Source organism: Rhodococcus sp. NCIMB 12038 (genome assembly GCF_002165735.1).
GTDB lineage: Bacteria > Actinomycetota > Actinomycetes > Mycobacteriales > Mycobacteriaceae > Rhodococcus_F.
This window is the reverse complement of sequence record NZ_NHML01000012.1, coordinates 88,684-109,582: the sequence shown is the minus strand read 5'-3', so window position 1 is coordinate 109,582 and position 20,899 is coordinate 88,684. Positions and strand designations below refer to the sequence as shown.

Sequence of the window (20,899 nt, the reverse complement as noted above, 5' to 3'; positions counted from 1 at the left end):
CGGCCGGCCGTGGCGCCGGCTCGACGAGGAGTTCCCATGCGGGGCTACTACACCGCTGACGAGGTTCGAGCCGCGGAGGCGCCCTTGCTGGCGTCCCTTCCCGACGGCGCACTGATGCGACGCGCAGCACACGGGCTCGCCACGGTGGTGGCGGCGGAACTGCGGGCGCGGACCGGGGGTGTCGCCGGTCGCACCATCACTGTTCTGGTGGGTTCCGGCGACAACGGCGGGGACGCGTTGTGGGCGGGGGCGATGCTGCGGAAGCGCGGTGTCGCCGCCACCGCGGTCCTGCTGAAACCGGAGAAGACGCACGCGGCGGGCCTGGCGGCGTTCACAACGGCCGGCGGACGGGTTGCCGCCCCGTCCGACGACCTCGGTCTGCCCGATCTGGTGATCGACGGGATCGTCGGAATCTCCGGCCGGGGACCGCTGCGGACCGATGCCGCTGCGCTGGTCGACCGGATCGAGGCGCCGATCGTGTCGGCAGACCTGCCGAGTGGTGTGGACCCGGACACGGGCGCTGTCGACGGGCCCGCCGTGCGCGCCGCCGTCACCGTGGCGTTCGGCGCTCTCAAACCGGTTCACGCGCTCGGCGCGGTGCATTGCGGCCGGGTCGAGCTGGTGTGCATCGGACTGTCGCTCGGCGATGCCGGGATCACCGCTCTCGACGCCGGCGACGTCGGCGCGGCGTGGCCGGTGCCGGGAGCCGAGGACGACAAGTACTCACAGGGCGTGGTGGGGGTGGTCGCGGGCAGTGACGGCTACCCCGGAGCCGGGGTCCTGTGCACGGGGGCGGCGGTCACCGCCACGTCGGGGCTCGTCCGCTACGCCGGACCGTGCACGGGCGAGGTGCTCGCCCATGCGCCGGAGGTGATCGCGACCGCCGAACTCGCGAAGGCCGGACGCGTCCAGTCGTGGGTGGTCGGGCCGGGCATGGGCACCGACGACGCCGCCCGCCGGACGTTGCGCACGGTACTCGACGCCGACGTGCCCGTACTGGTCGACGCGGACGGATTGACCCTGCTCGCCGAGGACCCCGACCTGGTGCGCTCGCGGACGGCGGCGACGCTGCTGACACCGCACGCCGGGGAGTTCGCCCGGCTGACGGGGAAGGATCCGGGTCCCGACCGGGTGGCGTCGGTGCGCACGCTCGCGGCCGACTGGAACGCGCACGTGCTGCTCAAGGGACGTGCCACGGTGATCGCCGAACCCGGTGGCCGGGTCTTCGTCAACGAGGCGGGCGGTTCGTGGTCCGCCACGGCGGGGGCGGGCGACGTGCTCGCCGGGATCATCGGCGCACTCATGGCCGCAGGCCTCACCCCGGACCGGGCCGCCGCGGTGGGTGCGCGCGCGCACTCACTGGCTGCGAACCTGGCGGCGCGAGGCGGCGGCGCCGACCTCTCGGCAGGGCGCGGAACAGCACCGATCTCCGCCGGGACGCTGCTCGCCCACCTCAGGGAGTCGATCAGGGTTCTCCGTGCGGGGGTGTCACCCGAGGAAATGCCGGCCACCTCGTGAATGGCAGGATCGAACATATGACGCTTGCTGAAGCAGTACCGGCCGACGACCACGGACACCGCGAACCCGCAGCGCCCGCGCAGGCGGCGCCGGCACCGCAGGCCGAGGCAGTGGTGGATCTGGACGCGATCGCGCACAACGTCGGGATCCTGCGCGACAGCGCTCGGGGCGCGGCGATGATGGCCGTCGTGAAGGCGGACGGCTACAACCACGGCGCGGTAGCCGTGGCCCGCGCGGCGCTGGCCGCGGGAGCGTCGGAACTGGGTGTGACGACGGTGTCGGAGGCGCTGACGCTGCGTCGGGCGGGGATCGACGCGCCCGTCCTCGCGTGGCTGCACACCGTCGACGCCGATTTCGCCCCCGCGATCGCGGCCGGCGTCGAACTCGGCGTCTCCTCGCCACGCCACCTCGCCTCGGTGGTGGCTGCGGCGCGGAGCGTCGGCACCACGGCGATCGTCACGATGAAGGTCGACACCGGCTTGAACCGCAACGGGGTGGCGCCCGACGAACTGGCGCAGGTCCTCGTCGACCTGGCGCGCGCGCAGGCCGAGGGTTCGGTGCGGCTGCGCGGCATCTTCTCGCATCTGGCCCACGCCGACGAACCGCACCACGCCTGGATCGATTCCCAGCGGGATCGACTGGTCGACGCGATCGCGGACGCCAAGCGTCACGGACTGGTCCCCGAAGTGGTGCACCTGTCCAATTCCGCGGCCACCCTGACCCGCCCCGACCTGCGGTTTGACATGGTTCGCCCGGGAATAGCGATATACGGTTTGTCGCCCGTTCCCGAACTCGGTCAGTTCGGGTTGCGCCCGGCGATGACACTGCGATCGAGGGTGGCTCTGGTGAAGAAGGTGGCGGCAGGTGAAGGCGTGTCCTACGGGCACCAGTGGGTGGCCCCCCGGGACACGACGGTGGCGTTGCTGCCGTTCGGGTACGCCGACGGGCTCCCGCGGTCGCTGAGCGGCCGATTCGAGGTCCAGCTGGGTGCGGAGCGACGTCCGGGGATCGGACGTGTCTGCATGGACCAGGTGGTCGTCGATCTCGGGCCGGACGGCGGCGGAGTCCGAGAAGGCGACACCGCGGTGTTCTTCGGCAACGGGGACCTCGGCGAGCCGATCGCACAGGAGTGGGCCGACAAGCTCGACACCATCCACTACGAGGTGGTGACGGGGGTGCGCGGACGCACGGTGCGCAGCTACGTCGGTGGGACGGGCACGTAGGCATGGGTGTGTCGAAGCGGCTGGGACTCGTCGGCGGTCTGCTGAGTGCGCTGGCGCTCGGCTCGGTGGCCGGAGTCAACGCGGTGCGCAGCGCGACCCGGCCCGGCCGTGAGATCTACGGCGACGAGGACTTCACCCTGATGTCGGGAGACCGGCGCAGCGTGGTGGTCGCAGAGGACGGCGTCGCGCTCGCCGTCCGCGAGGTGGGCCCGGAGAACGCCCCGGTGACGGCGGTGTTCGTACACGGGTACTGCCTGGACATGACGTCGTGGCACTTCCAGCGCCGTCAGCTCGCCGAGCGGTGGGGCGACGACGTCCGGATGGTGTTCTACGACCAACGCGGGCACGGCGATTCGGGTGTGCCGTCCGCGGCGAGCTGCACCATCGCTCAGCTGGGCGCCGATCTCGCGACCGTCGTCGAGGCGAAGGCGCCCACCGGACCGATTGTGCTGGTGGGGCATTCGATGGGTGGGATGACGGTGCTCGCCTTCGCCGGGCAGCGGCCCGAGCTGGTGGCGCAGCGGGTGATCGGTGCCGGTCTGGTGGCGACGGCCGCGGCAGGGCTCAGCGAGACCGGACTGACGCGGAACCTGCAGAACCCGGTCATCGACGGCTTCCGGCTCGCTGTCCGGACCTCGCCCGAACTCGTCCAGCACGCGCGCGGCGCGGCCCGCGTCCTGATCACCCCCATCCTGCGGGCGGCGTCGTACGGCACGGACGTGAGTCCGCGGCTGCACAGGTTCTCCGACTCCATGCTGGACCGGACGTCGGTGGTCACCATCGTGAACTTCCTGCGCACGCTCGAATTGCACGACGAGTCCGCGTCACTCGCGGCGCTCGAACACACCCCGTCCGTCGTGGTGTGCGGCGACAGCGACATGACGATCCCGTTCGGCAGTTCCCGGAAACTGGCGGCGGACCTGCCGGAGTCCGAACTGGTGCGGGTGCGCGGCGCCGGTCACCTGGTGCAGCTCGAGTTCCCGTCCGTGGTGTCGGACGCGGTCGACCGGTTGTTGCATCGTGGCCTGGCCACATTCGAATCGCGTGAGCAGTCCGATGTCGGCTGAGGAGGGAGTACTGCCCGTGAGCGGGACCGTGGTGCTGGCGACGGCGGAGGACACCGAGGAGTTCGGGCGGAACCTGGCCCGGGGACTCGTCGCCGGTGATCTCGTGGTGCTCGACGGACCTCTCGGTGCGGGGAAGACCGCACTGACGAAGGGAATCGGGGCCGGGCTCGGCGTGCAGGGGAGAGTGACTTCGCCCACATTCGTCATCGCGCGGGAGCACCGGGCGGGGACCCGGCCCGGCGGGGGTGCGCCGGTCGGGATGGTGCACGTGGACGCGTACCGACTGGGCGGAAGCGGCCCGCACGCGCTGGACGAACTCGACGCACTCGACCTCGACACCGACCTGGCCGCAGCCGTTGTCGTCGTCGAATGGGGTGAGGGCATCGTCGAGCAGCTGGTCGATCGTCACCTGCGGGTACGCCTGCGCCGCGAACCGGAGTCGGATGTCCGCACGGCCCACTGGGAGTGGATTTCCTGACGGGTCGGGTGTCGGGAGCGGTTCTGACGTGCGAGTACCCTCAGTTACCGTGCTTGTTCTCGCCATCGACACGTCCACGCCTGCCGTGACCGCCGGAGTCGTCCGGCTTTCGGCCGGCTCCGCATCGGTGGAGTCGGTCCACACGCTCGCGGTGCGGGTGACGGTCAACCCGCGCGCGCACGCGGAAGTGCTCACCCCGCACATCCTCGAGTGCCTCGCCGAGGCGCGGCACGTCCCCGCCGACCTCGACGCGGTGGTCGTCGGGGCCGGGCCGGGTCCGTTCACGGGACTGCGCGTGGGGATGGCCACCGCTGCCGCGTTCGCCGACGCCCTCGGTATTCCGGTGCACGGGGTGTGCAGCCTCGACGCCATCGCGGCGCAGGTGGACGGTGACCGGAATCTGCTCGTCGTCACGGACGCCCGCCGGCGTGAGGTGTACTGGGCACGCTATTCGGCGGGAGTCCGGGTGGAGGGTCCCGCGGTGGTGAAGCCGCGCGAGCTCGAGCCCATGCCGTCCGAGGTGGTGGCGGGATCGCCCTCACACGTCGACTTCTTCGATCTGCCGGTCGAACCGGTGGAAACGCCGTCGCCCGCGGGGCTGGTCGCGGTGGCCGCGGATGCGCTGTTCGGAGGTGCGGCCCCGGCGGCGCTCGTCCCGCTCTACCTGCGACGCCCGGATGCGGTGGAACTGGCGGACCGGAAGAAATGACTTTCCGCATCGAACCGATGGCGGCCGCCGACGCCGAACGGTGCGCGGAGCTCGAGACCCTCCTTTTCGCCGGTGACGGGCCCTGGAGCGCACGCGCGTTCAGGGCGGAACTCGCCGCCCCGCACGTGCACTATGCCGTGGCGCGGGACGACACCGGCCACGTCGTCGGGTACGCCGGAATCGCCCTGCTGGGCAACGGTTCGCACCCCGAATCCGAGATCCACACGATCGGGACCGACCCGGCGTGCCAGCGGCGGGGGATCGGCGGGGCCCTTCTCGACGAGCTGCTGCGGGTGGCCGACACAAGGGGCGGTCCCGTGTTTCTCGAGGTGCGGACCGACAACGACGCGGCGATCGCCCTGTACCGACGTGAAGGATTCGAGATCGTGGGAACCCGTAAGAAGTACTACCAACCGAGCGGTGCGGACGCCTTCACGATGCGTCGCCCCGGAACGGGTGAGGAGCCGGTGCAATGATCGTCATGGGGATCGAAAGCTCTTGTGACGAGACCGGAGTCGGCATCGTCCGGTGGAACGGCGACGGAACCTGCGAGCTCCTCGCGGACGAGGTCGCATCCAGCGTCGACCAGCACGCACGCTACGGCGGCGTGGTGCCGGAGGTCGCGTCCCGCGCGCATCTCGAGGCGATCGTCCCGACGATGCGGCGGGCCCTCGCTGCCGCCGGGATCGTCAAGCCGGACGCACTCGCCGTCACCATCGGTCCTGGTCTGGCCGGGGCCCTGCTCGTCGGCGTCGCGGCCGCGAAAGCGTATGCGGCGGCGTGGGACGTCCCGTTCTACGCGGTGAACCACCTCGGCGGGCACGTCTCGGTGGACACCCTCGAGCACGGACCGATGCCGCCTTGCGTGGCTCTGCTCGTGTCCGGTGGGCACACTCACCTGCTGCACGTCGAGGACCTCGCGAAGCCCATCGTGGAACTGGGCACCACCGTGGACGACGCGGCAGGCGAAGCGTTCGACAAGGTCGCCCGCCTCCTCGGACTCGGATTCCCCGGTGGCCCCGCCCTCGACGCCGCGGCGCAGGACGGTGACCGGAACGCGATTCCGTTCCCGCGCGGCATGACCGGGCCCCGGGACGCACGGCACGACTTCTCGTTCTCCGGGTTGAAGACGGCCGTCGCGCGGTACGTGGAATCGAAGGAGCGGGCCGGGGAGGCGTGCTCGGTGCCGGATATCTCCGCGAGCTTTCAGGAGGCCGTGGCCGACGTGCTGACGATGAAAGCGGTACGCGCCGCCCGCGACGTCGGCGTGGACACTCTGGTGCTCGGTGGCGGCGCCACCGCCAACTCGCGTATCCGTGCGCTCGCCGAGGAACGCTGCGCCGAAGCCGGTCTGACCCTGCGGGTTCCGAAGCCGCGGCTGTGCACCGACAACGGAGTGATGATCGCCTCGCTCGGCGCGCATTTGATCGCCGGCGGCGCTGCGCCTTCCCTGCTGACCGTGGCCAGCGATCCCGGACTGTCGGTGGCGACCAGTCAGGTGTTCAGCTGACCGGAATGGTGATGGTCTGCGTGGCCGGGGGAGTCAGCGCCTCACCGGGCTGAGTGCCGCTCGGCTGCGCCCCGGCGGGAGGACTCGGAGCCACTGTGCCCGGCGCCGGGACTATCGGGAAGAGCCCTTCGGGTTGGGCGGAATCCGCAGGCGCGGTCGGTGCCGCGGGTGCAGTGGGTGCCCCCGTCGGCGGCGGTGCCACTTCGGGCCCGCCGGGTGCCGGCGCGACGGGGCTCGGCTCGTTCGGCGTCGACTCGCCGGGAACCTGCGGCCACAGCGGCGGAATCGCGGGCCACTCGATGTGCGGCCACGAAGGCTGCGGCGCCTCGGTTCCGGGCAGCGTCGGACGTGCAGGAGCCGTGGGGGTCGGCAGGGGGGTGGTGGTACGCGGGGGCGTCGTCTCGGTCGTCGAATCCGGCGCCTGCGCGGGAGTCCGATCCGCCTGCGGTGCGGTCGTGGGCGGGGCGACCTGTTTCGGGTAGTACTCCGACGTCGGCGTCGGGTCGTACGACGGGATCCGCGTGGCGGGAGGCTCGTCGGTCGTCGTGGTCGCGACCTGCTCGGTGGTCTGGAGCACGTCGGTTCCCGCGGGGGAGACGTTGGGGTCGGGTGCGGGCGCGAGTTCCTTGACGCCGTAACCGAGAACGAGGCCGCCGACCACGAGCGCGCCGACGAGAGCCCCCGACACCTTCGCGGCGGAACCGGGGCGGTTCGACTCGGTGGCCGGGTAGTCGCGGATGGCCGAGGACACGGCGAGCAGCGCCGCACCCTTCGCGGTCGCCGTGTCGGGTTCGGGCACCGTGATGACCCGCGCGGTGAAGGCACCGGTCACGGCAGCGGTGATCGCGGGAATGTTCGCGCCGCCACCGACAAGGGCGAGGGCCTCGGGTCGGCGCGGGGAGTCGGCGATCGTGGCACGGATGAACTCCACCGCGACCCGGACGGTCGGTGCGGCGATCTCGTCGAACCCGGTGCGGCTGATCTCGATCGGGCGGATGCCCTGCAGATCGATGTCGACGTGCGACTTCGGCTCCGAGGACAACTGCTCCTTGGCGACGCGGCACCGCGCCGAGAGCAGATCCCGGTCCAGGTGCCGCAGGGGATGCGGGGTGGTGAGGCTGCCGACGACGTGGTGGAAGATCAGGTCGTCGATTCCGGTGCCGCTGACGTGGCTCGTGCGGTCGGCGTGCAGGACGGTGCCGTCCACCTGATCGACGACGGCGACGGACAACCCGGACTCGCCGAAGTCGACGATCGCGACGGTGGCATGCTGCGCGACCTCGCCGGTGTGCCGCAGGTAGGTCAGGGTGGCCGCGGTCTCGGGCACGAGGTGCACACGATGGCGCTGCCTGCTGACGGCGCTGCGGATCGAGTGGGCCTGCTCCTGCGTCCGGTACGCGACGGCGAACGCGTCGGGGGTGGTGGGGTCGGCGGGAACCTGGGTGGTCATGAGCGAGATCGACGACCGGACCAGGTCGCCGAGGTCGGTGTGGGCCTGATCGGCGGACAGGTAACGGAACTCGACGTTCTGCGCGCCGTTGGAGGCGGTGGTGACGAGCGCGGAACTCACACCGGCCGCGCCGGTCGACATCCCCAGGGACATACCCATCACACACCCCCTCACGTTTTCGACGCGTGACCTGCTGTCTCTGCCGGAACGCCCTGTTCAGCGGGGATTCCCTGCCCGTTGAATCGGCGACTGTTATCTGAACGTTACAGAAAACAAACGGATTTCGCTCCCGACTTCCGGCCCCCGAAGACGAAGATGGCGCTCGATATCCGGTCTCACCTGCACAGTTGTCCAAAGGAATCTCATGGGACACGCCAGCGATTTTCGCCAGCTCACGAGACGCGAGCGCCGACGCCTTCTGGTGCGCGCATGCGTGCGCCCGCTGGGCACCGTCACCCTGTGCGTGGTGGTCTACTTCGCCCTGCCGTGGACCTCGATCGGGAACATGTCCGCTCTGCTCTTCCTGGTCGGCGGACTGCTGGTCGTCGGCTCGGCGGCGGTCTGGCAGATCCGCCGGATCTTCCGGTCCGACGTGCCTGCGCTCCAGGCGATCGAGGCACTCTCCCTGATCCTGCCGCTCTACCTGCTCGGGTTCTCGGCAGGATATTGCCTGATGTCCGAAAGCGATCCGGGCTATTTCACCGAACCTCTCACGCGCATGGGTGCGCTGTACTTCTCGCTCACCGTGTTCTCCACCGTCGGGTTCGGCGACATCGCCGCGACGACCGATGCGTCCCGAGCCGTCGTGAGTGTGCAGATCATCGGAAATCTGATCCTGCTCGGCGTCGGCATCCGTGCGGTCGTCGCGGCCGTCGACTGGGCCCGCAAGCGCCGGGTCTAACGACCCGACGCCAGCACCAGTTCGACGTTCCGGTCGGCTGTCCCGTCGCCCAGGTCCGGTTCGGCGTGAATGTCGTTGAACGACAACTCCCGGTACAGCGACGCCAGCCCGAGCGGTGAGAGGTCGGTGTGGTCCACGGCGTACGGGCTGTCGGCCTCGAACAGCGTGGTGAGCAGCGACACTGTTCCGTCGACGTTGTCGACCACCTCGATGATCCGCCCGTGCTGGGGGAAGTCGATGTGCGAGGCCGTGTTGATCTCCCAGAACGACTGCTCCGGAGTGGATCCGGGCCACGGGGTGATCCGGTTCTCGTGGGTGTGTCCGTTCACCCAGGCGAGGACGTTCGGGAATCGGTGCAGCAGGTCCACCAGTCGCGAACCCCGGATCCGGGGTTCCGCCGGGGCGGCGGGGTCGGGGACGACGTTGTCCATACTGCCGCTGGTGTGGTGGCTGAACAGGACGAACCAGGTGTCGCTGCGTGCCTGCGACACCGGGTTGCCCGAAGTGTCGTAGTACCGGCTGCTGCCTGCCGCCAGGGTGTCCTCGATCCACCGGAACTGCGCGGCGCCGAGCGAGCCGTCGACGAACCCGGCCCGGTTGGTGGAATCCATGCTGATTCCGACGACACCGGGTGCGATCTCGAACGAGTAGTAGCCGATTCCGGTCTCACCGGCGTCGGGTGCGAAGCCGTGACCGGCCGGTCCGGGACCGGTGTTGGCCGGGTCCAGGTGTGCGGCGATGAACTGGCGGGGAGTGAACGGTGCCCGCGCGGGGTCGGGCGTGACGACCCGTGGTGGCGTGGTGAACGCGGACAGCGCAGCGGGAATGGCGCCGGGGTCGAACTTGGTGGCGATGTCCACCGCCTTCGCCTGCTCCGGAGACCCGGGGACCTCGAACTTCAGCGACCCGGTGTACATGGCTTCGAGCGGGGGAATGCCGCTCGGGACGGTGCCCTCCACCGAGTCGTCGTGGTTGCCGAAGACGCAGTACCAGGGGGTGTTCAGGCCGGGGCTCGTGACGGGGGCGATCGCCGCGCCGAGCAGGCCGGGAATCTCGGGGAACCCGGCCTTCTTGTACATGTCCTGGATGGAGGACTCCGGGTTCCAGTACAGGTCCGCCCCCGAGTTCTGCACGCCTTCGTAGCGGTCGGGGGCGCCCGTGTTGGGGACGATGGTGCCGCCGTTGAGCGCGGTGAGGAACCAGCCGAGTTCGGCGAACTCCTTGTTGTCGGTGTTGTCGCCGGTACTCACGACCGCATCGAACGCGCGCCGGGTGTGCGGGCCGGACGCGAGCGCGTTGACGCGGGCGACCAGGGCGACGAGACCCTGCGCGGTGAGAGTCTCGTGCGGGCGGAACGCGGAACCGGTGAAGGGGTGTACGTATTCGAAGCGCATCGGGGACTGGGCGTCGACGAGGTGGACGTCGGTGAGCTGGACGAGGGAGGCGAGTGCGGTGCGCCGGTCTTCGCGCCCGCTGCGGGCCTCGGCGAGTTCGGTGCGGACGATCGTCGGCCACCCCGGTCCCGCGCCGAGCCTGCGGTAGCCGGAGCTTCCGAGGGGAACGGCCACCGCTTCGAGGGTGGTGCCTGCCCCGGAGGTCGGGAGCGGGGCCGCGCCCGCGTACTGCAACCCCCACGGGCGTGCTCCGAACCCCACCGTCCCGATCGCCCCGAGCCCGGCAAACGTGAGGAATTTACGCCTATTCATGTCAGACACCAGAGGAACCTTAGGTGACGGCCCCTGAGACAGGACGATATTCGGCGCGGCGCGATCTACCACCCCCTTCTCCTTGAGGGTTGGCACTCTCACGTATAGAGTGCCAAGTGGCGCCGATCGAGCTCCGGCACCCGCGACGACGGGGCTGTGTGAAGTGCCGTAAACGGAACACTCAAACAGGAGTCCGGAGAAGTCTCCGGATCCGCATACCCCAAAGTGGAGGGCTCATCGTGGCGAGCGTCAACATCAAGCCGCTCGAGGACAAGATCCTCGTCCAGGCCAACGAGGCTGAGACGACGACTGCCTCCGGCCTGGTCATTCCCGACACGGCCAAGGAGAAGCCCCAGGAGGGCACTGTCGTCGCAGTCGGCGAAGGCCGCGTCAACGAGCAGGGCAACCGCATCCCGGTCGACGTCAAGGAGGGTGACACGGTCATCTACTCCAAGTACGGCGGAACCGAGATCAAGTACGCCGGCCAGGAGTACCTGATCCTGTCGGCACGCGACGTGCTGGCTGTCGTCTCCAAGTAAGCCATACGTGATCCGCCCCGGAGTCCCCACAGGATCCCGGGGCGGAGTGCGTTCACGCGCGTAACCCTGAGATCCAGGAGAAGACAGAACACATGTCCAAGCAGATTGAGTTCAACGAGATCGCACGCCGGTCTCTCGAGCGTGGAGTCGACAAGCTTGCCGACGCGGTCAAGGTGACCTTGGGTCCGCGTGGCCGCCACGTAGTGCTGGCGAAGGCCTTCGGCGGCCCGACCGTCACCAACGACGGTGTCAGCATCGCCCGGGAAATCGAACTCGAGGACCCGTTCGAGAACCTCGGTGCGCAGCTCGTCAAGAGTGTCGCCACCAAGACCAACGACGTCGCAGGCGACGGCACCACCACCGCGACCGTGCTGGCCCAGGCCATCGTGCGGGGCGGTCTGAAGAACATCGCCGCGGGTGCGAACCCGATGGCACTCGGCATCGGCATCAACGCCGCGGCCGACAAGGTCGTCGAGGCACTGCTCGCCGTCGCGAAGCCGGTCGAGGGCAAGAACTCCATCGCCCAGGTCGCGACCGTCTCCTCGCGTGACGAGGAGATCGGCGAGATGGTCGGCGAGGCGCTCACCCGCGTCGGCACCGACGGCGTCGTGACGGTGGAGGAATCCTCGACCCTGGCGACCGAGCTCGTGATCACCGAGGGCGTCCAGTTCGACAAGGGCTACCTGTCGCCGTACTTCGTCACGGACCTCGACGCACAGAAGGCCGTGTACGAGGACGCACTCGTGCTGCTGTACCGCGAGAAGATCACGTCCCTGCCCGACTTCCTGCCGCTGCTGGAGAAGGTTGCCGAGAGCGGCAAGCCCCTCCTCATCATCGCGGAGGACATCGAGGGCGAGGTTCTCTCGACGCTCGTGGTCAACTCCATCCGGAAGACCATCAAGGCCGTCGCCGTCAAGGCGCCGTTCTTCGGTGACCGCCGGAAGGCGTTCCTCGACGACCTCGCAGTCGTCACCGGTGGCACGGTCATCAACTCCGACGTCGGCCTCACGCTGAAGGACGCCGGACTGGACCTGCTCGGCAGCGCCCGCCGCGTCGTGGTCAGCAAGGACGAGACCACGATCGTCGACGGCGCCGGAACCGACGACGACATCAAGGGTCGCGTCGCTCAGTTGCGCCGCGAGATCGAGAACACCGACTCCGACTGGGATCGCGAGAAGCTCGAAGAGCGTCTGGCGAAGCTGGCCGGCGGCGTCGCCGTCATCCGGGTCGGTGCGGCCACGGAGACGGACCTCAAGGAGCGCAAGTTCCGTGTCGAGGACGCCGTCAACGCCGCGAAGGCCGCAGTCGCCGAGGGCATCGTCCCCGGTGGCGGTTCCGCCCTCGTTCAGGCGAGCACCGAGCTGGCCGACAACCTCGGTCTGACCGGTGACGAGGCCACGGGCGTCAAGGTCGTGCGCGAAGCCCTGCTGGCGCCGCTGTTCTGGATCGCCAGCAACGCCGGTCTCGACGGGGCCGTCGTCACCAGCAAGGTTGCCGAGCAGCCCAAGGGGCACGGTTTCAACGCCGCGACCCTCACCTACGGCGACCTGCTCGCCGACGGTGTCGTCGACCCCGTGAAGGTCACCCGCTCCGCGGTCGTCAACGCGGCTTCGGTCGCGCGGATGATCCTCACCACCGAGAGCGCCGTGGTCGAGAAGCCCGCGGAAGAGGAAGAGCAGCCGGCCGGTCACGGGCACAGCCACTAGGCTCTGCCGACGGCGGCCGATCGTTCGAACGAGAAACCCCCGTGCGGATCATCGCACGGGGGTTTTCTCTGTCCGGCGGCGGCCGGATCAGCTCAGTTGCAGCACTGCGAACGGTTCCGACGTCGGCTGGGGTGACCCGCCGGGCGGTTCGACGGTGACGGCCAGCTTCGACATCGACCCCACGTCGTCGAGGACGATCGTCGTGGTCGGCTGCACGTCGCCGGCCGACACGGTTCCGGCGGGCACGGGCGCGTCCCCGGATTCGGGCATCAACCACAGCTGGTACACGGTGTCCGCGCTGGGCGGGGCGACTCCGTCCATCACGAACACCACAGCGTCCTGCGACTTCGAGTAGTTGGCGGTCGCGGACCCGCCTGCCGCGATCGCACTCGTCGACGAGTGCATGTCGGCGGCGTCGAGCACCTGCTCGGCCACGGTGGGCGGCGGGCCTTCCGTGAGTTGCCGGACGATCACCGTTCCGCCGGCGAGCACACCGACGGCCGCGGCGGCGGCGACGGCGATCTGCCAGCGCCGCCTGCGGGAGCGTCGTTCGGCGAGCGATGTCGGCGCGGGCGCGGGACGCCTGATCTCGTCGAGGACCCGGGTCCGCACCCGCGGTGGCGGTTCGACGGCGCCCACCGCGCTCACCACTGCGAACGCTTCGCGAATCCGCCGGACCTCGTCCGTGAACGTCGAGCGGGTGTCCTCGTCGGTGCCTGCGAGATCGGTGTCGAGTTCGCGGCGCTCGCTGTCGTCGAGCGCGTCGAGGGCGTACGGGTAGGCCATGCCCACGAGTTCGTCGTTCATGGTCAGAGACCTCCCAGGCAGCCGCGAAGACGCGTCAGTCCGTCACGGATGCGCGTCTTCACCGTCGACAGGGCGACCCCCAGCTGGGACGCGACCTCCTTGTAGGTGCGGCCGTCGTAATACGCCATCGCAACGGACTCACGCTGCATGTCCGTGAGCGAGTCGAGGCAGGCGAGCACCGATTGATGCTCGAGCCGGCGGGTCACCTCCTCGGTGACGTGGTCGAACGGTCCCGCGATATTGGTGGTCTCGTAGAGGGATTCGCGATCGGTGCCTGCCTGCTCCGAGCGCACGCGGTCGACGGCCCGGCGGTGCGCGAGTGTCATCAGCCATGACAGCACGGAACCCTTTGCCGGGTCGAAGTTCGACACGGTGCGCCAAGCCTGGAGAAAGACTTCCTGCGTCGTCTCCTCCGCGTACCCGGGGTCGCGCAGGACCCGCAGGACCATGCCGTGGACTCGGGCGCTCGTCCGGTCGTACAGTTCGGCGAACGCGTCGGCGTCCCCGTTCGCCACGCGCGCCATGATGTCGTGGAGTTCCGCGGATTCGGTGGCTCGGACGCTGTGTGCCCCCGCCGCGTCCGGCGAGCACACGTCTTCTGCCGGGGTGTTGCCCTCGTGGTTCGTCACCAGCGCTCGTCTCGCTTCATCGAGAACCACGGTAGCGTGCATGTCCGCTCATCTCCTCCAGCCGGTAGGCATTCGGAGACCGCGTCGCCGTGGATGGGTGGCGAGGGGATCGAGGTGACGCGAGGAACCCCCGCACGGCGGCGAGGGTTCCCCGGTGAGTGTGGGCGAGCGGTCAAACGGCGATCCGGCCGCGTCTGTGCCGGGCGTGCATCTCACGTTCCGTTTCGGACATTCCACCCCAGATCCCGTACGGCTCGGACACGCTCAGCGCGTGATTGCGGCACTGGGCGAGGACCGGGCAGCGCCGGCACATTTCCTTCGCACGGGTTTCCCGCTGAGCGCGGGCACGCCCGCGCTCCCCGTCGGGATGGAAGAACATCGAGGAGTCGACTCCGCGGCACAGTCCGTGCATCTGCCAATCCCAGATATCGGCGTTCGGGCCGGGAAGGTGGTTGGGTGCAGGCATGTGGACTCCTTAGCTGCAAGCTCGCCTCGGGCGGCGAGCGGACCGTGGGCTCGACGTTCAAGCCGCTGAATCATTCACGTTGCTAACCGTAGAGTCGGTTCGGAAATCGCGTCAATAGTTGTTCACAGTGGGAATTTACATATCCCACGAGCTGAAAGTTAACCTGGAAAATATTTACTTTCCCGCGGTTCCGTGTTTCCGTTTCGGGTTGAAAGACCTTGGGTAAGGGGTAACGATGTGCGGGTGCCCCAGCCCGTGGAGTCTGAAACGCAGACCCCCTCCGAATCTCCGGACGAGGGACCCACTATGTCGGTATCTGCGCTGGCCAGAAGGCTCGGGGTGGCCCCGTCGACGCTTCGCACCTGGGACCGCCGCTACGGCATCGGCCCGTCCGTCCACCCGCAGGGAAGTCACCGGCGGTACACGCCGCGCGACGTCGCCCGGCTCGAATGCATGCAACAGGCTCTGGACGGCGGTGCAAACTCCGCGGAGGCCGCGAGATATGCGATTAACGCAATGGCTACATATTCGTCAGAAAGCGGCCTCCGGCCGGGTGGCGAAAATCTGGATGACAACTCGGTGAACGGGACGAAAACAGGCTCCTCGAACCTTTTGTCATCCTTTTCCGGCCTCGTCGACGCCGACGCCGCCGTCCGCAATCTGTCGGGCGCATTGCTCGCGCGGGACGTCGTGACCATCCGCCGGATCGTCGTGCGAGCCGTCGCGGAGCGAGGATTCAGCTCGATGTGGACGACGGTGGTCGCTCCGGTGCTCGAGTGGGCGGACGAGGGCAGGAACTCCGACGCCGCCGCCGCCGCGAGCGTCCGCGTCTTCGCGGAGTGCGTCGCGGGGATTCTGTCCACGATGACACTGGATGCACCGATCGGCGGCGGCGGCCGGGTCCTGCTCGTGCAGCCGCCCGCCGACACGCCGGGCGCGATTCCCGCCGACCCGTACGGTCTCGAGTTCCGTGCTCTGGGCGCCGCCCTGGCCACCGCCTCGGTGGACACGCGGATCGCGCTGCCGCTGTGCCGGTCGGCGCTGCTCGCCGCCGTGACCAACGCCGAACCGGACGTGATCGTCCTCTGGTTGCCTGCCGCCGGATGCGACGTCGCGTCCCTGCTGCGGGCGATCCGCCGCAGGCGCACCGGGCTGACGATGCTCGCGGGCGGTCCCGGTGGCCGGACACAGTCACTACCGCGGACGATCGCGGCCCTGGGCGCCCTGGATGCGGCCGTGGACGCCGTCGCTGCGGTCACCTGACCGCCGCACGGCCAGGCGATGCGATGATCTCGGCGTGCCCGACTCCTCGCTCCGATCCGACGTCACCAATTCACTGATCCGCGCGGCGTTCGGCGCCGATCCGGGTACCGGCCCCCTGCCGGAGTCGGACGTTCCCGTCGAACGCTGGATGCGGGCGGTGGCGTGGGGCGCCCGGGGGCACTACAGCCGATCCCGCGCCGAACTGGACGCCCTGACGCGCGGAGGGTTTGCAGAACCCGCGGTCGTCTCGCTCGCCTGGAGCACGCAGGCGTCGCTACTGCGGCAACTCGGCTGGCACGCCGTGGCGTCGAGATTCGACGGCCGGGCCCTGGCCGTCGCCGTGACGGGTCCCGGAGGCGCAGACGGTGTTCTCACCGTGCAGGCGCGGTGCGACGCACTGACGGGACTGGCCGCCGACGCACTGGGGTGCGGCCGGCTCGCACTGGGCAGGCGGCTGCTCGATCGGTGCGCCGAGCACCTGGACGCCCACGCCCCCGGCGAACTGTGGCGGCAGCACGTCCGGAGGCACTGGGTGAGCGCGGAGTTGCTTCTCGCGGCCGGGGACTTCGCCTCGGCGCGCCGCCACGCCGAGACCGCGGCAGAAATTTCGGAGGCCGCCGGATCGGTGCGGCACCACGTCAAATCGGATCTGCTGCGGAGCGCGTCGATGACGGGGGACTCCGATTCCGGGCCGGCGGCACGGCTCGCCGCGGATGTGCTCGACCGTTGCGATCGGTACGGCCTGATACCTCTGAAGTGGGCGGCTGCGATGTTGCTCGGTGGTGTGACGTCCGACTCACGTGCGGAGGCGGTGTGCAAGGAGTGCGAAGCCCTCATCAGGGCACGAGGTGGGCGCTTCCGAATCTGACTCCGCTGGTGGGGCGCCGTGGGGCCGGGTTGTTCACGAATCGGTGCGAATCCGGGCGAATACCGTTCGGTCCGCACCGTTACTCTTGGAGTGTTCCGCTGAGAGCGGGAGCACACCCATCGGGGGAGGTGCCACTGTAACGCCAGGATATTCAGCAACGATGATTAACACGAGCGAGGAGTTGGACTCCGCAGTCGCCGCTGCAACGCAGGGTGACCGGGCCGCTTTAGCTCTGGTCCTGGAAAATATTCGGCCCCTGGTTGTGCGTTACTGCAGAGCCAGGGTCGGTGCTGCGGAGAGGGGACAACTCTCCGCGGACGACGTGGCACAAGAAGTGTGCCTCGCCGTGATGACGGCCTTGCCTCGTTACGAGGATCAGGGCCGGCCGTTCATGGCATTCGTCTACGGGATCGCCGCGCACAAGGTTGCCGACGCGCATCGGAACTCCGCACGTAACAAGTCGGAGCCCGTCGCCGAAGTACCGGATGTCGTAGCCAACGATGACGGACCCGAACAACGGGCGCTGGACTCGGAAGCGAGCAGGCAGATGAACGAACTGCTGAGCACGCTGCCGGAGAAGCACCGGGAGATCTTGATCCTCCGGCTCGTGGTCGGTATGTCAGCGGAGGAGACGGCCGCGGCCGTGGGAAGTACCGCGGGAGCTGTCCGCGTGGCTCAACACCGAGCCATCGCGAAACTGAAGAAAGAAGTGACGAGGGCAGGTGAGAGGTTTGGCTAGGGGCATCAAGCGCAACGGCAATCCCAATGCCGATCTCCCAGGAGACGACGCACCGGTGGACGTTTCGGCTGTGCGCCGCGACGACGCGCTGATCGACGCGATCGCCGGTGGCGGTCCCGTCGCAACGGATTCGCCGGAGCAATACGAGCTCGCGCTTCTGCTGACCAATTGGCGTGCCGACATCGTGTCGACGCCGATGCCGACCGGGCCGCTGCTCGACGACGTGATCGCGGCGATCGACGCCTCGGACAACGTCCGTTCCGCACGCAGCGCCGCCCGCGGCAAGCTCCGCCTGTTGCGGCCCATCGCAGGCGCTGCCGCCGCGATCGCGGTTGTCATGGGCGGTGCCACCATCTTCTCGTACAACGCCGAACCCGGCGATCCGCTGTGGAGCGTCAAGTCGGTCGTGTTCAGCCAGCAGGCCGATTCGACCGTCGCGCAGATCGACACCACGTCGCAGCTGCAGGAGGCCGAACGGCTGATCGCCGCGGGCGACGCGGAGTCGGCGAAGGATCTGCTCGACGGTGCCGCCGACCGCGCGGGCGGGGTACGCGACGACGACATGCGCAACGAACTCGACGTGTGGCGGGCGAAGCTGGCCGCGGAGGTAGAGAAGATCGCCCCGACCACACCGCCGGCCGCGACCATGACGCCGGGTACCACCACCACCGACGCGCCGTCGCAGGCCACCTCGTTGCCGGCCACCGTTCCGGGAACACCCGGCTCGACGACGGTGCCGGGAGCCGAACTGCTGCCGGGAGCTCAGCTGCCCACGGATCTGCAGATTCCGGGGTTGCCGCCGATTCCGCTGCCGCAGCTCCCCACCATCCCGCCGCAGCCGCCGCTTCCTCCCGAGACGATGCCGTCCACGAGCCCGGACCCGACGATCATGCAGTTGCCGATACTGCCGCCGGACAATCCGACCACGCAGCCGCCCACTCAGCAGCAGCCGTCTCAGCAGCCCTCGACGGTGCCGCTACCGACCACCACGACCCCCGTCCCGGTGCTGCCGCCCACCAGCTAGCGGCTCGGCGGCCCACCCGCACAGACCACTGTGGCCCGACACTTCGCGTGTCGGGCCACAGTTGTCTGTGAATTCAGTTGTCTGTGAAAACAGGGTTTGTACCGGGTTGTGCCGGATCAGGCGTCGAAACCGTCTCCGTGCAGAGCGTCGTTCATCGAGGCGTCCGCGTAGCCGCGGCAGTAATCCCAGGTGACGTAGGCCTCGGGTGTCGGGTCGTAGGCGGGCTCGTGGGGGCGCACGGTGCCGTCGACCAGAAGCTGGAGGAGGTTGGCACGGAGCATGTCCCAATCGTGGTAGTGATCTTGCTGGCAGTCTTCGCAGCAGACGACGAGACCGCGGATCCCACGATGCGCCAGCAGCGCCTCGTACACGGCGAGGTCGGCCAGGTCTTCCTCCACGGCGAGACGCTCGTGGGGGTCGAGTGGCTGGCCCGGTTCGATCGCATCGAGAGCTGCGGACGGGTCGGCGGGGTCGCCGGCGAAGGGGTCCGGGGGCAGACCTGGAGGCAGTTGATCGCGCACAGCACCACGGTACGCAGGTCAGCCCGGTCTGCGCCAGCCGTTCGGCGTACGCCCAGCGTGGGTGGGCTCCGTGGCGATCGCGTCGAGCCGATATCATGGTTTGCGGAGCTGGGAATATCGATCGTCGCTCCGGACTTTTCCCTGTATCCGTGTTCCCGCAGTTTCAGATCTGATGTCCGCAGACGGCGCCACCGGCGCTGCACCTATGTTCCATGGAGGGCCCGAACCGCATGACAAGTTCAGCAGGGCATGTACACACCGGCGGTGACGACCCGAACAAGGTCGCGATGCTGGGTCTCACGTACGACGACGTCCTGCTCTTGCCGGCGGCGTCGAATGTCATCCCCGGCCAGGTCGACACGTCCAGTCAGCTGACCAGGGACATCCGGCTGCGGGTGCCGCTCGTCAGTTCCGCGATGGACACCGTCACCGAGGCGCGGATGGCCATCGCCATGGCCCGCGCGGGCGGCATGGGCGTGCTGCACCGCAACCTGTCCGTCGAGGCGCAGGCCGGTCAGGTGGAGACGGTCAAGCGGTCCGAGGCCGGAATGGTCACCGACCCGGTCACCTGCAAGCCGTCCGACACCCTCGCCGAGGTCGACGCCAAGTGCGCCCGGTTCCGGATCTCCGGACTTCCGGTCACCGACGCGGCCGGGCAGCTCGTCGGCATCATCACCAACCGCGACATGCGTTTCGAGGTCGACCAGAATCGGGCCGTGTCCGAGGTCATGACGAAGGCGCCGCTGATCACCGCCCAGGAGGGTGTCACCGCCGAGGTGGCGCTGGGACTGCTGCGCCGTCACAAGATCGAGAAGCTGCCGATCGTGGACGGGCAGGGCAAGCTCACCGGTCTCATCACGGTCAAGGACTTCGTGAAGACCGAGCAGCACCCGGACGCCACCAAGGACCGCGACGGCCGGCTCCTGGTCGGTGCCGCCGTGGGTGTGGGCGACGAGGCGTGGAGCCGCGCAATGGCTCTCACCGACGCCGGGGTCGACGTTCTCGTCGTCGACAGTGCGCACGGTCACTCGGCCGGTGTGCTGGACATGATCTCGAAGCTCAAGGCCGAGGTCGACGAGCGCGTGCAGATCATCGGCGGCAACGTCGCCACCCGCAGTGGTGCGGCCGCCCTCATCGAGGCCGGTGTGGACGCGGTCAAGGTCGGTGTCGGTCCGGGTTCCATCTGCACCACCCGTGTCATCGCCGGTGTCGGCGCCCCCCAGATCACCGCGATCCTCGAAGCGGTCGCCGCGGCCAAGCCGCACGGTGTGCCGGTCATCGCCGACGGTGGACTGCAGTTCTCCGGCGACATCGCCAAGGCCCTCGCGGCAGGCGCGTCGACGGCGATGCTCGGTTCGCTGCTCGCAGGTACCGCGGAGTCGCCGGGTGAGCTGATCCTGGTCAACGGCAAGCAATACAAGAGCTACCGCGGCATGGGTTCGCTCGGTGCGATGCAGAGCCGCGGGGCCGCGAAGTCGTATTCCAAGGACCGCTACTTCCAGGACGACGTGCTGTCCGAGGACAAGCTGGTCCCGGAGGGCATCGAGGGCCGGGTCGCGTTCCGCGGTCCGCTGTCCCAGGTCACGCATCAGCTCACCGGTGGTCTGCGGGCCGCCATGGGCTACACGGGAGCGTCGTCGATCGAGGAACTGCAGAACGCGCAGTTCGTGCAGATCACCGCTGCGGGTCTGAAGGAGAGCCACCCGCACGACATCACGATGACGGTCGAAGCTCCCAACTACACCGCTCGCTAGCAACCAGTCACGATTCACGAG

The 20,899-nt window shown here is 69.1% G+C and carries 21 protein-coding genes and 1 pseudogene; 16 read left to right on the top strand and 6 right to left on the bottom strand.

Translation table 11 applies throughout. The features are described from left to right. Window positions 1–36: 36 nt before the first annotated feature. The 7 genes from CA951_RS19685 to tsaD are packed head-to-tail and all read left to right on the top strand — an operon-like array spanning window position 37 to window position 6,505. Window positions 37–1,518, top strand: a complete 1,482-nt coding sequence (locus CA951_RS19685; RefSeq protein ID WP_087558441.1) for an NAD(P)H-hydrate dehydratase — start codon at window positions 37–39, stop codon at window positions 1,516–1,518. 17 nt (window positions 1,519–1,535) lie between these two features. Then, the gene (gene alr, locus CA951_RS19680; protein WP_087558440.1) at window positions 1,536–2,741 is read left to right on the top strand and encodes an alanine racemase; all 1,206 of its coding nucleotides are present in this window, start codon (window positions 1,536–1,538) and stop codon (window positions 2,739–2,741) included. 2 nt (window positions 2,742–2,743) lie between these two features. After that, the gene (locus CA951_RS19675) at window positions 2,744–3,808 is read left to right on the top strand and encodes an alpha/beta fold hydrolase (RefSeq protein WP_087558439.1); all 1,065 of its coding nucleotides are present in this window, start codon (window positions 2,744–2,746) and stop codon (window positions 3,806–3,808) included. Then, a complete protein-coding gene (gene tsaE / locus CA951_RS19670) occupies window positions 3,798–4,286 on the top strand; it encodes a tRNA (adenosine(37)-N6)-threonylcarbamoyltransferase complex ATPase subunit type 1 TsaE (protein WP_087558438.1) in 489 nt (162 codons plus the stop codon). Before CA951_RS19675 ends, tsaE begins: the two co-directional genes overlap by 11 nt. 49 nt (window positions 4,287–4,335) lie before the next feature. After that, window positions 4,336–4,995 carry a tRNA (adenosine(37)-N6)-threonylcarbamoyltransferase complex dimerization subunit type 1 TsaB gene (gene tsaB / locus CA951_RS19665; protein WP_087558437.1) on the top strand — a complete coding sequence of 220 codons (660 nt, stop codon included), beginning with the start codon at window positions 4,336–4,338 and terminating at the stop codon, window positions 4,993–4,995. Beyond that, on the top strand, window positions 4,992–5,471 hold the full coding sequence (gene rimI / locus CA951_RS19660) for a ribosomal protein S18-alanine N-acetyltransferase (protein WP_087558436.1): 480 nt from the start codon (window positions 4,992–4,994) through the stop codon (window positions 5,469–5,471). Before tsaB ends, rimI begins: the two co-directional genes overlap by 4 nt. After that, window positions 5,468–6,505 (top strand): tRNA (adenosine(37)-N6)-threonylcarbamoyltransferase complex transferase subunit TsaD, encoded by a 1,038-nt coding sequence (gene tsaD, locus CA951_RS19655; RefSeq protein WP_087558435.1) that lies wholly within the window; start codon window positions 5,468–5,470, stop codon window positions 6,503–6,505. Before rimI ends, tsaD begins: the two co-directional genes overlap by 4 nt. Here the strand turns inward: tsaD and CA951_RS19650 are convergent. Next, window positions 6,498–8,114, bottom strand: a complete 1,617-nt coding sequence (locus tag CA951_RS19650; RefSeq protein ID WP_087558434.1) for an Hsp70 family protein — start codon at window positions 8,112–8,114, stop codon at window positions 6,498–6,500. The two genes, tsaD and CA951_RS19650, sit on opposite strands and share 8 nt — an antisense overlap. 205 nt (window positions 8,115–8,319) lie before the next feature. On the opposite strand from CA951_RS19650, the gene CA951_RS19645 reads away from it, so the two are divergent. After that, window positions 8,320–8,856: a potassium channel family protein gene (locus tag CA951_RS19645; protein WP_087558433.1), complete on the top strand. Its 537-nt coding sequence runs from the start codon at window positions 8,320–8,322 to the stop codon at window positions 8,854–8,856. Here the strand turns inward: CA951_RS19645 and CA951_RS19640 are convergent. Continuing rightward, on the bottom strand, window positions 8,853–10,571 hold the full coding sequence (locus CA951_RS19640) for a TIGR03767 family metallophosphoesterase (RefSeq protein WP_087558432.1): 1,719 nt from the start codon (window positions 10,569–10,571) through the stop codon (window positions 8,853–8,855). The two genes, CA951_RS19645 and CA951_RS19640, sit on opposite strands and share 4 nt — an antisense overlap. Window positions 10,572–10,801: 230 nt before the next feature. Between CA951_RS19640 and groES the strand changes: the two genes are divergently transcribed. After that, on the top strand, window positions 10,802–11,101 hold the full coding sequence (gene groES, locus CA951_RS19635) for a co-chaperone GroES (protein WP_003940763.1): 300 nt from the start codon (window positions 10,802–10,804) through the stop codon (window positions 11,099–11,101). A gap of 92 nt (window positions 11,102–11,193) precedes the next feature. Beyond that, window positions 11,194–12,807, top strand: coding sequence for a chaperonin GroEL (groL, locus tag CA951_RS19630; RefSeq protein ID WP_087558431.1), 1,614 nt, complete (start codon window positions 11,194–11,196; stop codon window positions 12,805–12,807). Between the two features lie 87 nt (window positions 12,808–12,894). Here groL and CA951_RS19625 read toward each other — a convergent pair whose 3' ends face one another. From CA951_RS19625 to CA951_RS19615, 3 genes are all read right to left on the bottom strand, one after another. Continuing rightward, entirely contained in the window at window positions 12,895–13,614 is a 720-nt protein-coding gene (locus CA951_RS19625) for an anti-sigma factor domain-containing protein (protein WP_087558430.1), read from the bottom strand. Between the two features lie 2 nt (window positions 13,615–13,616). Next, window positions 13,617–14,285 carry a sigma-70 family RNA polymerase sigma factor gene (locus CA951_RS19620; protein ID WP_087558429.1) on the bottom strand — a complete coding sequence of 223 codons (669 nt, stop codon included), beginning with the start codon at window positions 14,283–14,285 and terminating at the stop codon, window positions 13,617–13,619. A gap of 130 nt (window positions 14,286–14,415) precedes the next feature. Next, the gene (locus CA951_RS19615) at window positions 14,416–14,709 is read right to left on the bottom strand and encodes a WhiB family transcriptional regulator (protein ID WP_005239766.1); all 294 of its coding nucleotides are present in this window, start codon (window positions 14,707–14,709) and stop codon (window positions 14,416–14,418) included. A 306-nt stretch (window positions 14,710–15,015) separates the two neighbouring features. Here CA951_RS19615 and CA951_RS44355 point away from each other — a divergent pair. The 5 genes and pseudogenes from CA951_RS44355 to CA951_RS19595 form a co-directional block, all read left to right on the top strand. After that, window positions 15,016–15,201, top strand: a pseudogene (locus tag CA951_RS44355) (MerR family transcriptional regulator); the annotation flags it as partial. Window positions 15,202–15,321: 120 nt separating this feature from the next. Continuing rightward, complete coding sequence (locus tag CA951_RS44350) at window positions 15,322–15,972, top strand: transcriptional regulator (RefSeq protein ID WP_256974006.1); 651 nt, start codon at window positions 15,322–15,324, stop codon at window positions 15,970–15,972. 34 nt (window positions 15,973–16,006) lie between these two features. Next, window positions 16,007–16,840: a hypothetical protein gene (locus CA951_RS19605; protein ID WP_087558554.1), complete on the top strand. Its 834-nt coding sequence runs from the start codon at window positions 16,007–16,009 to the stop codon at window positions 16,838–16,840. Between the two features lie 160 nt (window positions 16,841–17,000). After that, window positions 17,001–17,579 carry a sigma-70 family RNA polymerase sigma factor gene (locus CA951_RS19600; protein ID WP_087558427.1) on the top strand — a complete coding sequence of 193 codons (579 nt, stop codon included), beginning with the start codon at window positions 17,001–17,003 and terminating at the stop codon, window positions 17,577–17,579. Next, entirely contained in the window at window positions 17,563–18,603 is a 1,041-nt protein-coding gene (locus tag CA951_RS19595) for an anti-sigma-D factor RsdA (protein WP_087558426.1), read from the top strand. Before CA951_RS19600 ends, CA951_RS19595 begins: the two co-directional genes overlap by 17 nt. A 116-nt stretch (window positions 18,604–18,719) precedes the next feature. Here the strand turns inward: CA951_RS19595 and CA951_RS19590 are convergent, their stop codons facing one another. Continuing rightward, entirely contained in the window at window positions 18,720–19,124 is a 405-nt protein-coding gene (locus tag CA951_RS19590; protein ID WP_005239778.1) for a DUF5319 domain-containing protein, read from the bottom strand. 230 nt (window positions 19,125–19,354) lie between these two features. On the opposite strand from CA951_RS19590, the gene guaB reads away from it, so the two are divergent. Beyond that, on the top strand, window positions 19,355–20,878 hold the full coding sequence (guaB, locus tag CA951_RS19585) for an IMP dehydrogenase (RefSeq protein WP_005239781.1): 1,524 nt from the start codon (window positions 19,355–19,357) through the stop codon (window positions 20,876–20,878). Window positions 20,879–20,899 lie beyond the last annotated feature (21 nt).

Bases quoted from the DNA above. Each gene is read 5' to 3' on its own strand.
- CA951_RS19600 (WP_087558427.1), top strand. From the start codon at position 17,001: ATGATTAACACGAGCGAGGAGTTGGACTCCGCAGTCGCCGCTGCAACG.
- alr (WP_087558440.1), top strand. From the start codon at position 1,536: ATGACGCTTGCTGAAGCAGTACCGGCCGACGACCACGGACACCGCGAA.
- groL (WP_087558431.1), top strand. From the start codon at position 11,194: ATGTCCAAGCAGATTGAGTTCAACGAGATCGCACGCCGGTCTCTCGAG.
- tsaE (WP_087558438.1), top strand. From the start codon at position 3,798: ATGTCGGCTGAGGAGGGAGTACTGCCCGTGAGCGGGACCGTGGTGCTG.
- rimI (WP_087558436.1), top strand. From the start codon at position 4,992: ATGACTTTCCGCATCGAACCGATGGCGGCCGCCGACGCCGAACGGTGC.
- tsaD (WP_087558435.1), top strand. From the start codon at position 5,468: ATGATCGTCATGGGGATCGAAAGCTCTTGTGACGAGACCGGAGTCGGC.
- CA951_RS19620 (WP_087558429.1), bottom strand. From the start codon at position 14,285: ATGCACGCTACCGTGGTTCTCGATGAAGCGAGACGAGCGCTGGTGACG.
- CA951_RS19650 (WP_087558434.1), bottom strand. From the start codon at position 8,114: ATGGGTATGTCCCTGGGGATGTCGACCGGCGCGGCCGGTGTGAGTTCC.
- CA951_RS19675 (WP_087558439.1), top strand. From the start codon at position 2,744: ATGGGTGTGTCGAAGCGGCTGGGACTCGTCGGCGGTCTGCTGAGTGCG.
- CA951_RS19625 (WP_087558430.1), bottom strand. From the start codon at position 13,614: ATGAACGACGAACTCGTGGGCATGGCCTACCCGTACGCCCTCGACGCG.
- CA951_RS19645 (WP_087558433.1), top strand. From the start codon at position 8,320: ATGGGACACGCCAGCGATTTTCGCCAGCTCACGAGACGCGAGCGCCGA.
- CA951_RS19685 (WP_087558441.1), top strand. From the start codon at position 37: ATGCGGGGCTACTACACCGCTGACGAGGTTCGAGCCGCGGAGGCGCCC.
- guaB (WP_005239781.1), top strand. From the start codon at position 19,355: ATGACAAGTTCAGCAGGGCATGTACACACCGGCGGTGACGACCCGAAC.
- CA951_RS19615 (WP_005239766.1), bottom strand. From the start codon at position 14,709: ATGCCTGCACCCAACCACCTTCCCGGCCCGAACGCCGATATCTGGGAT.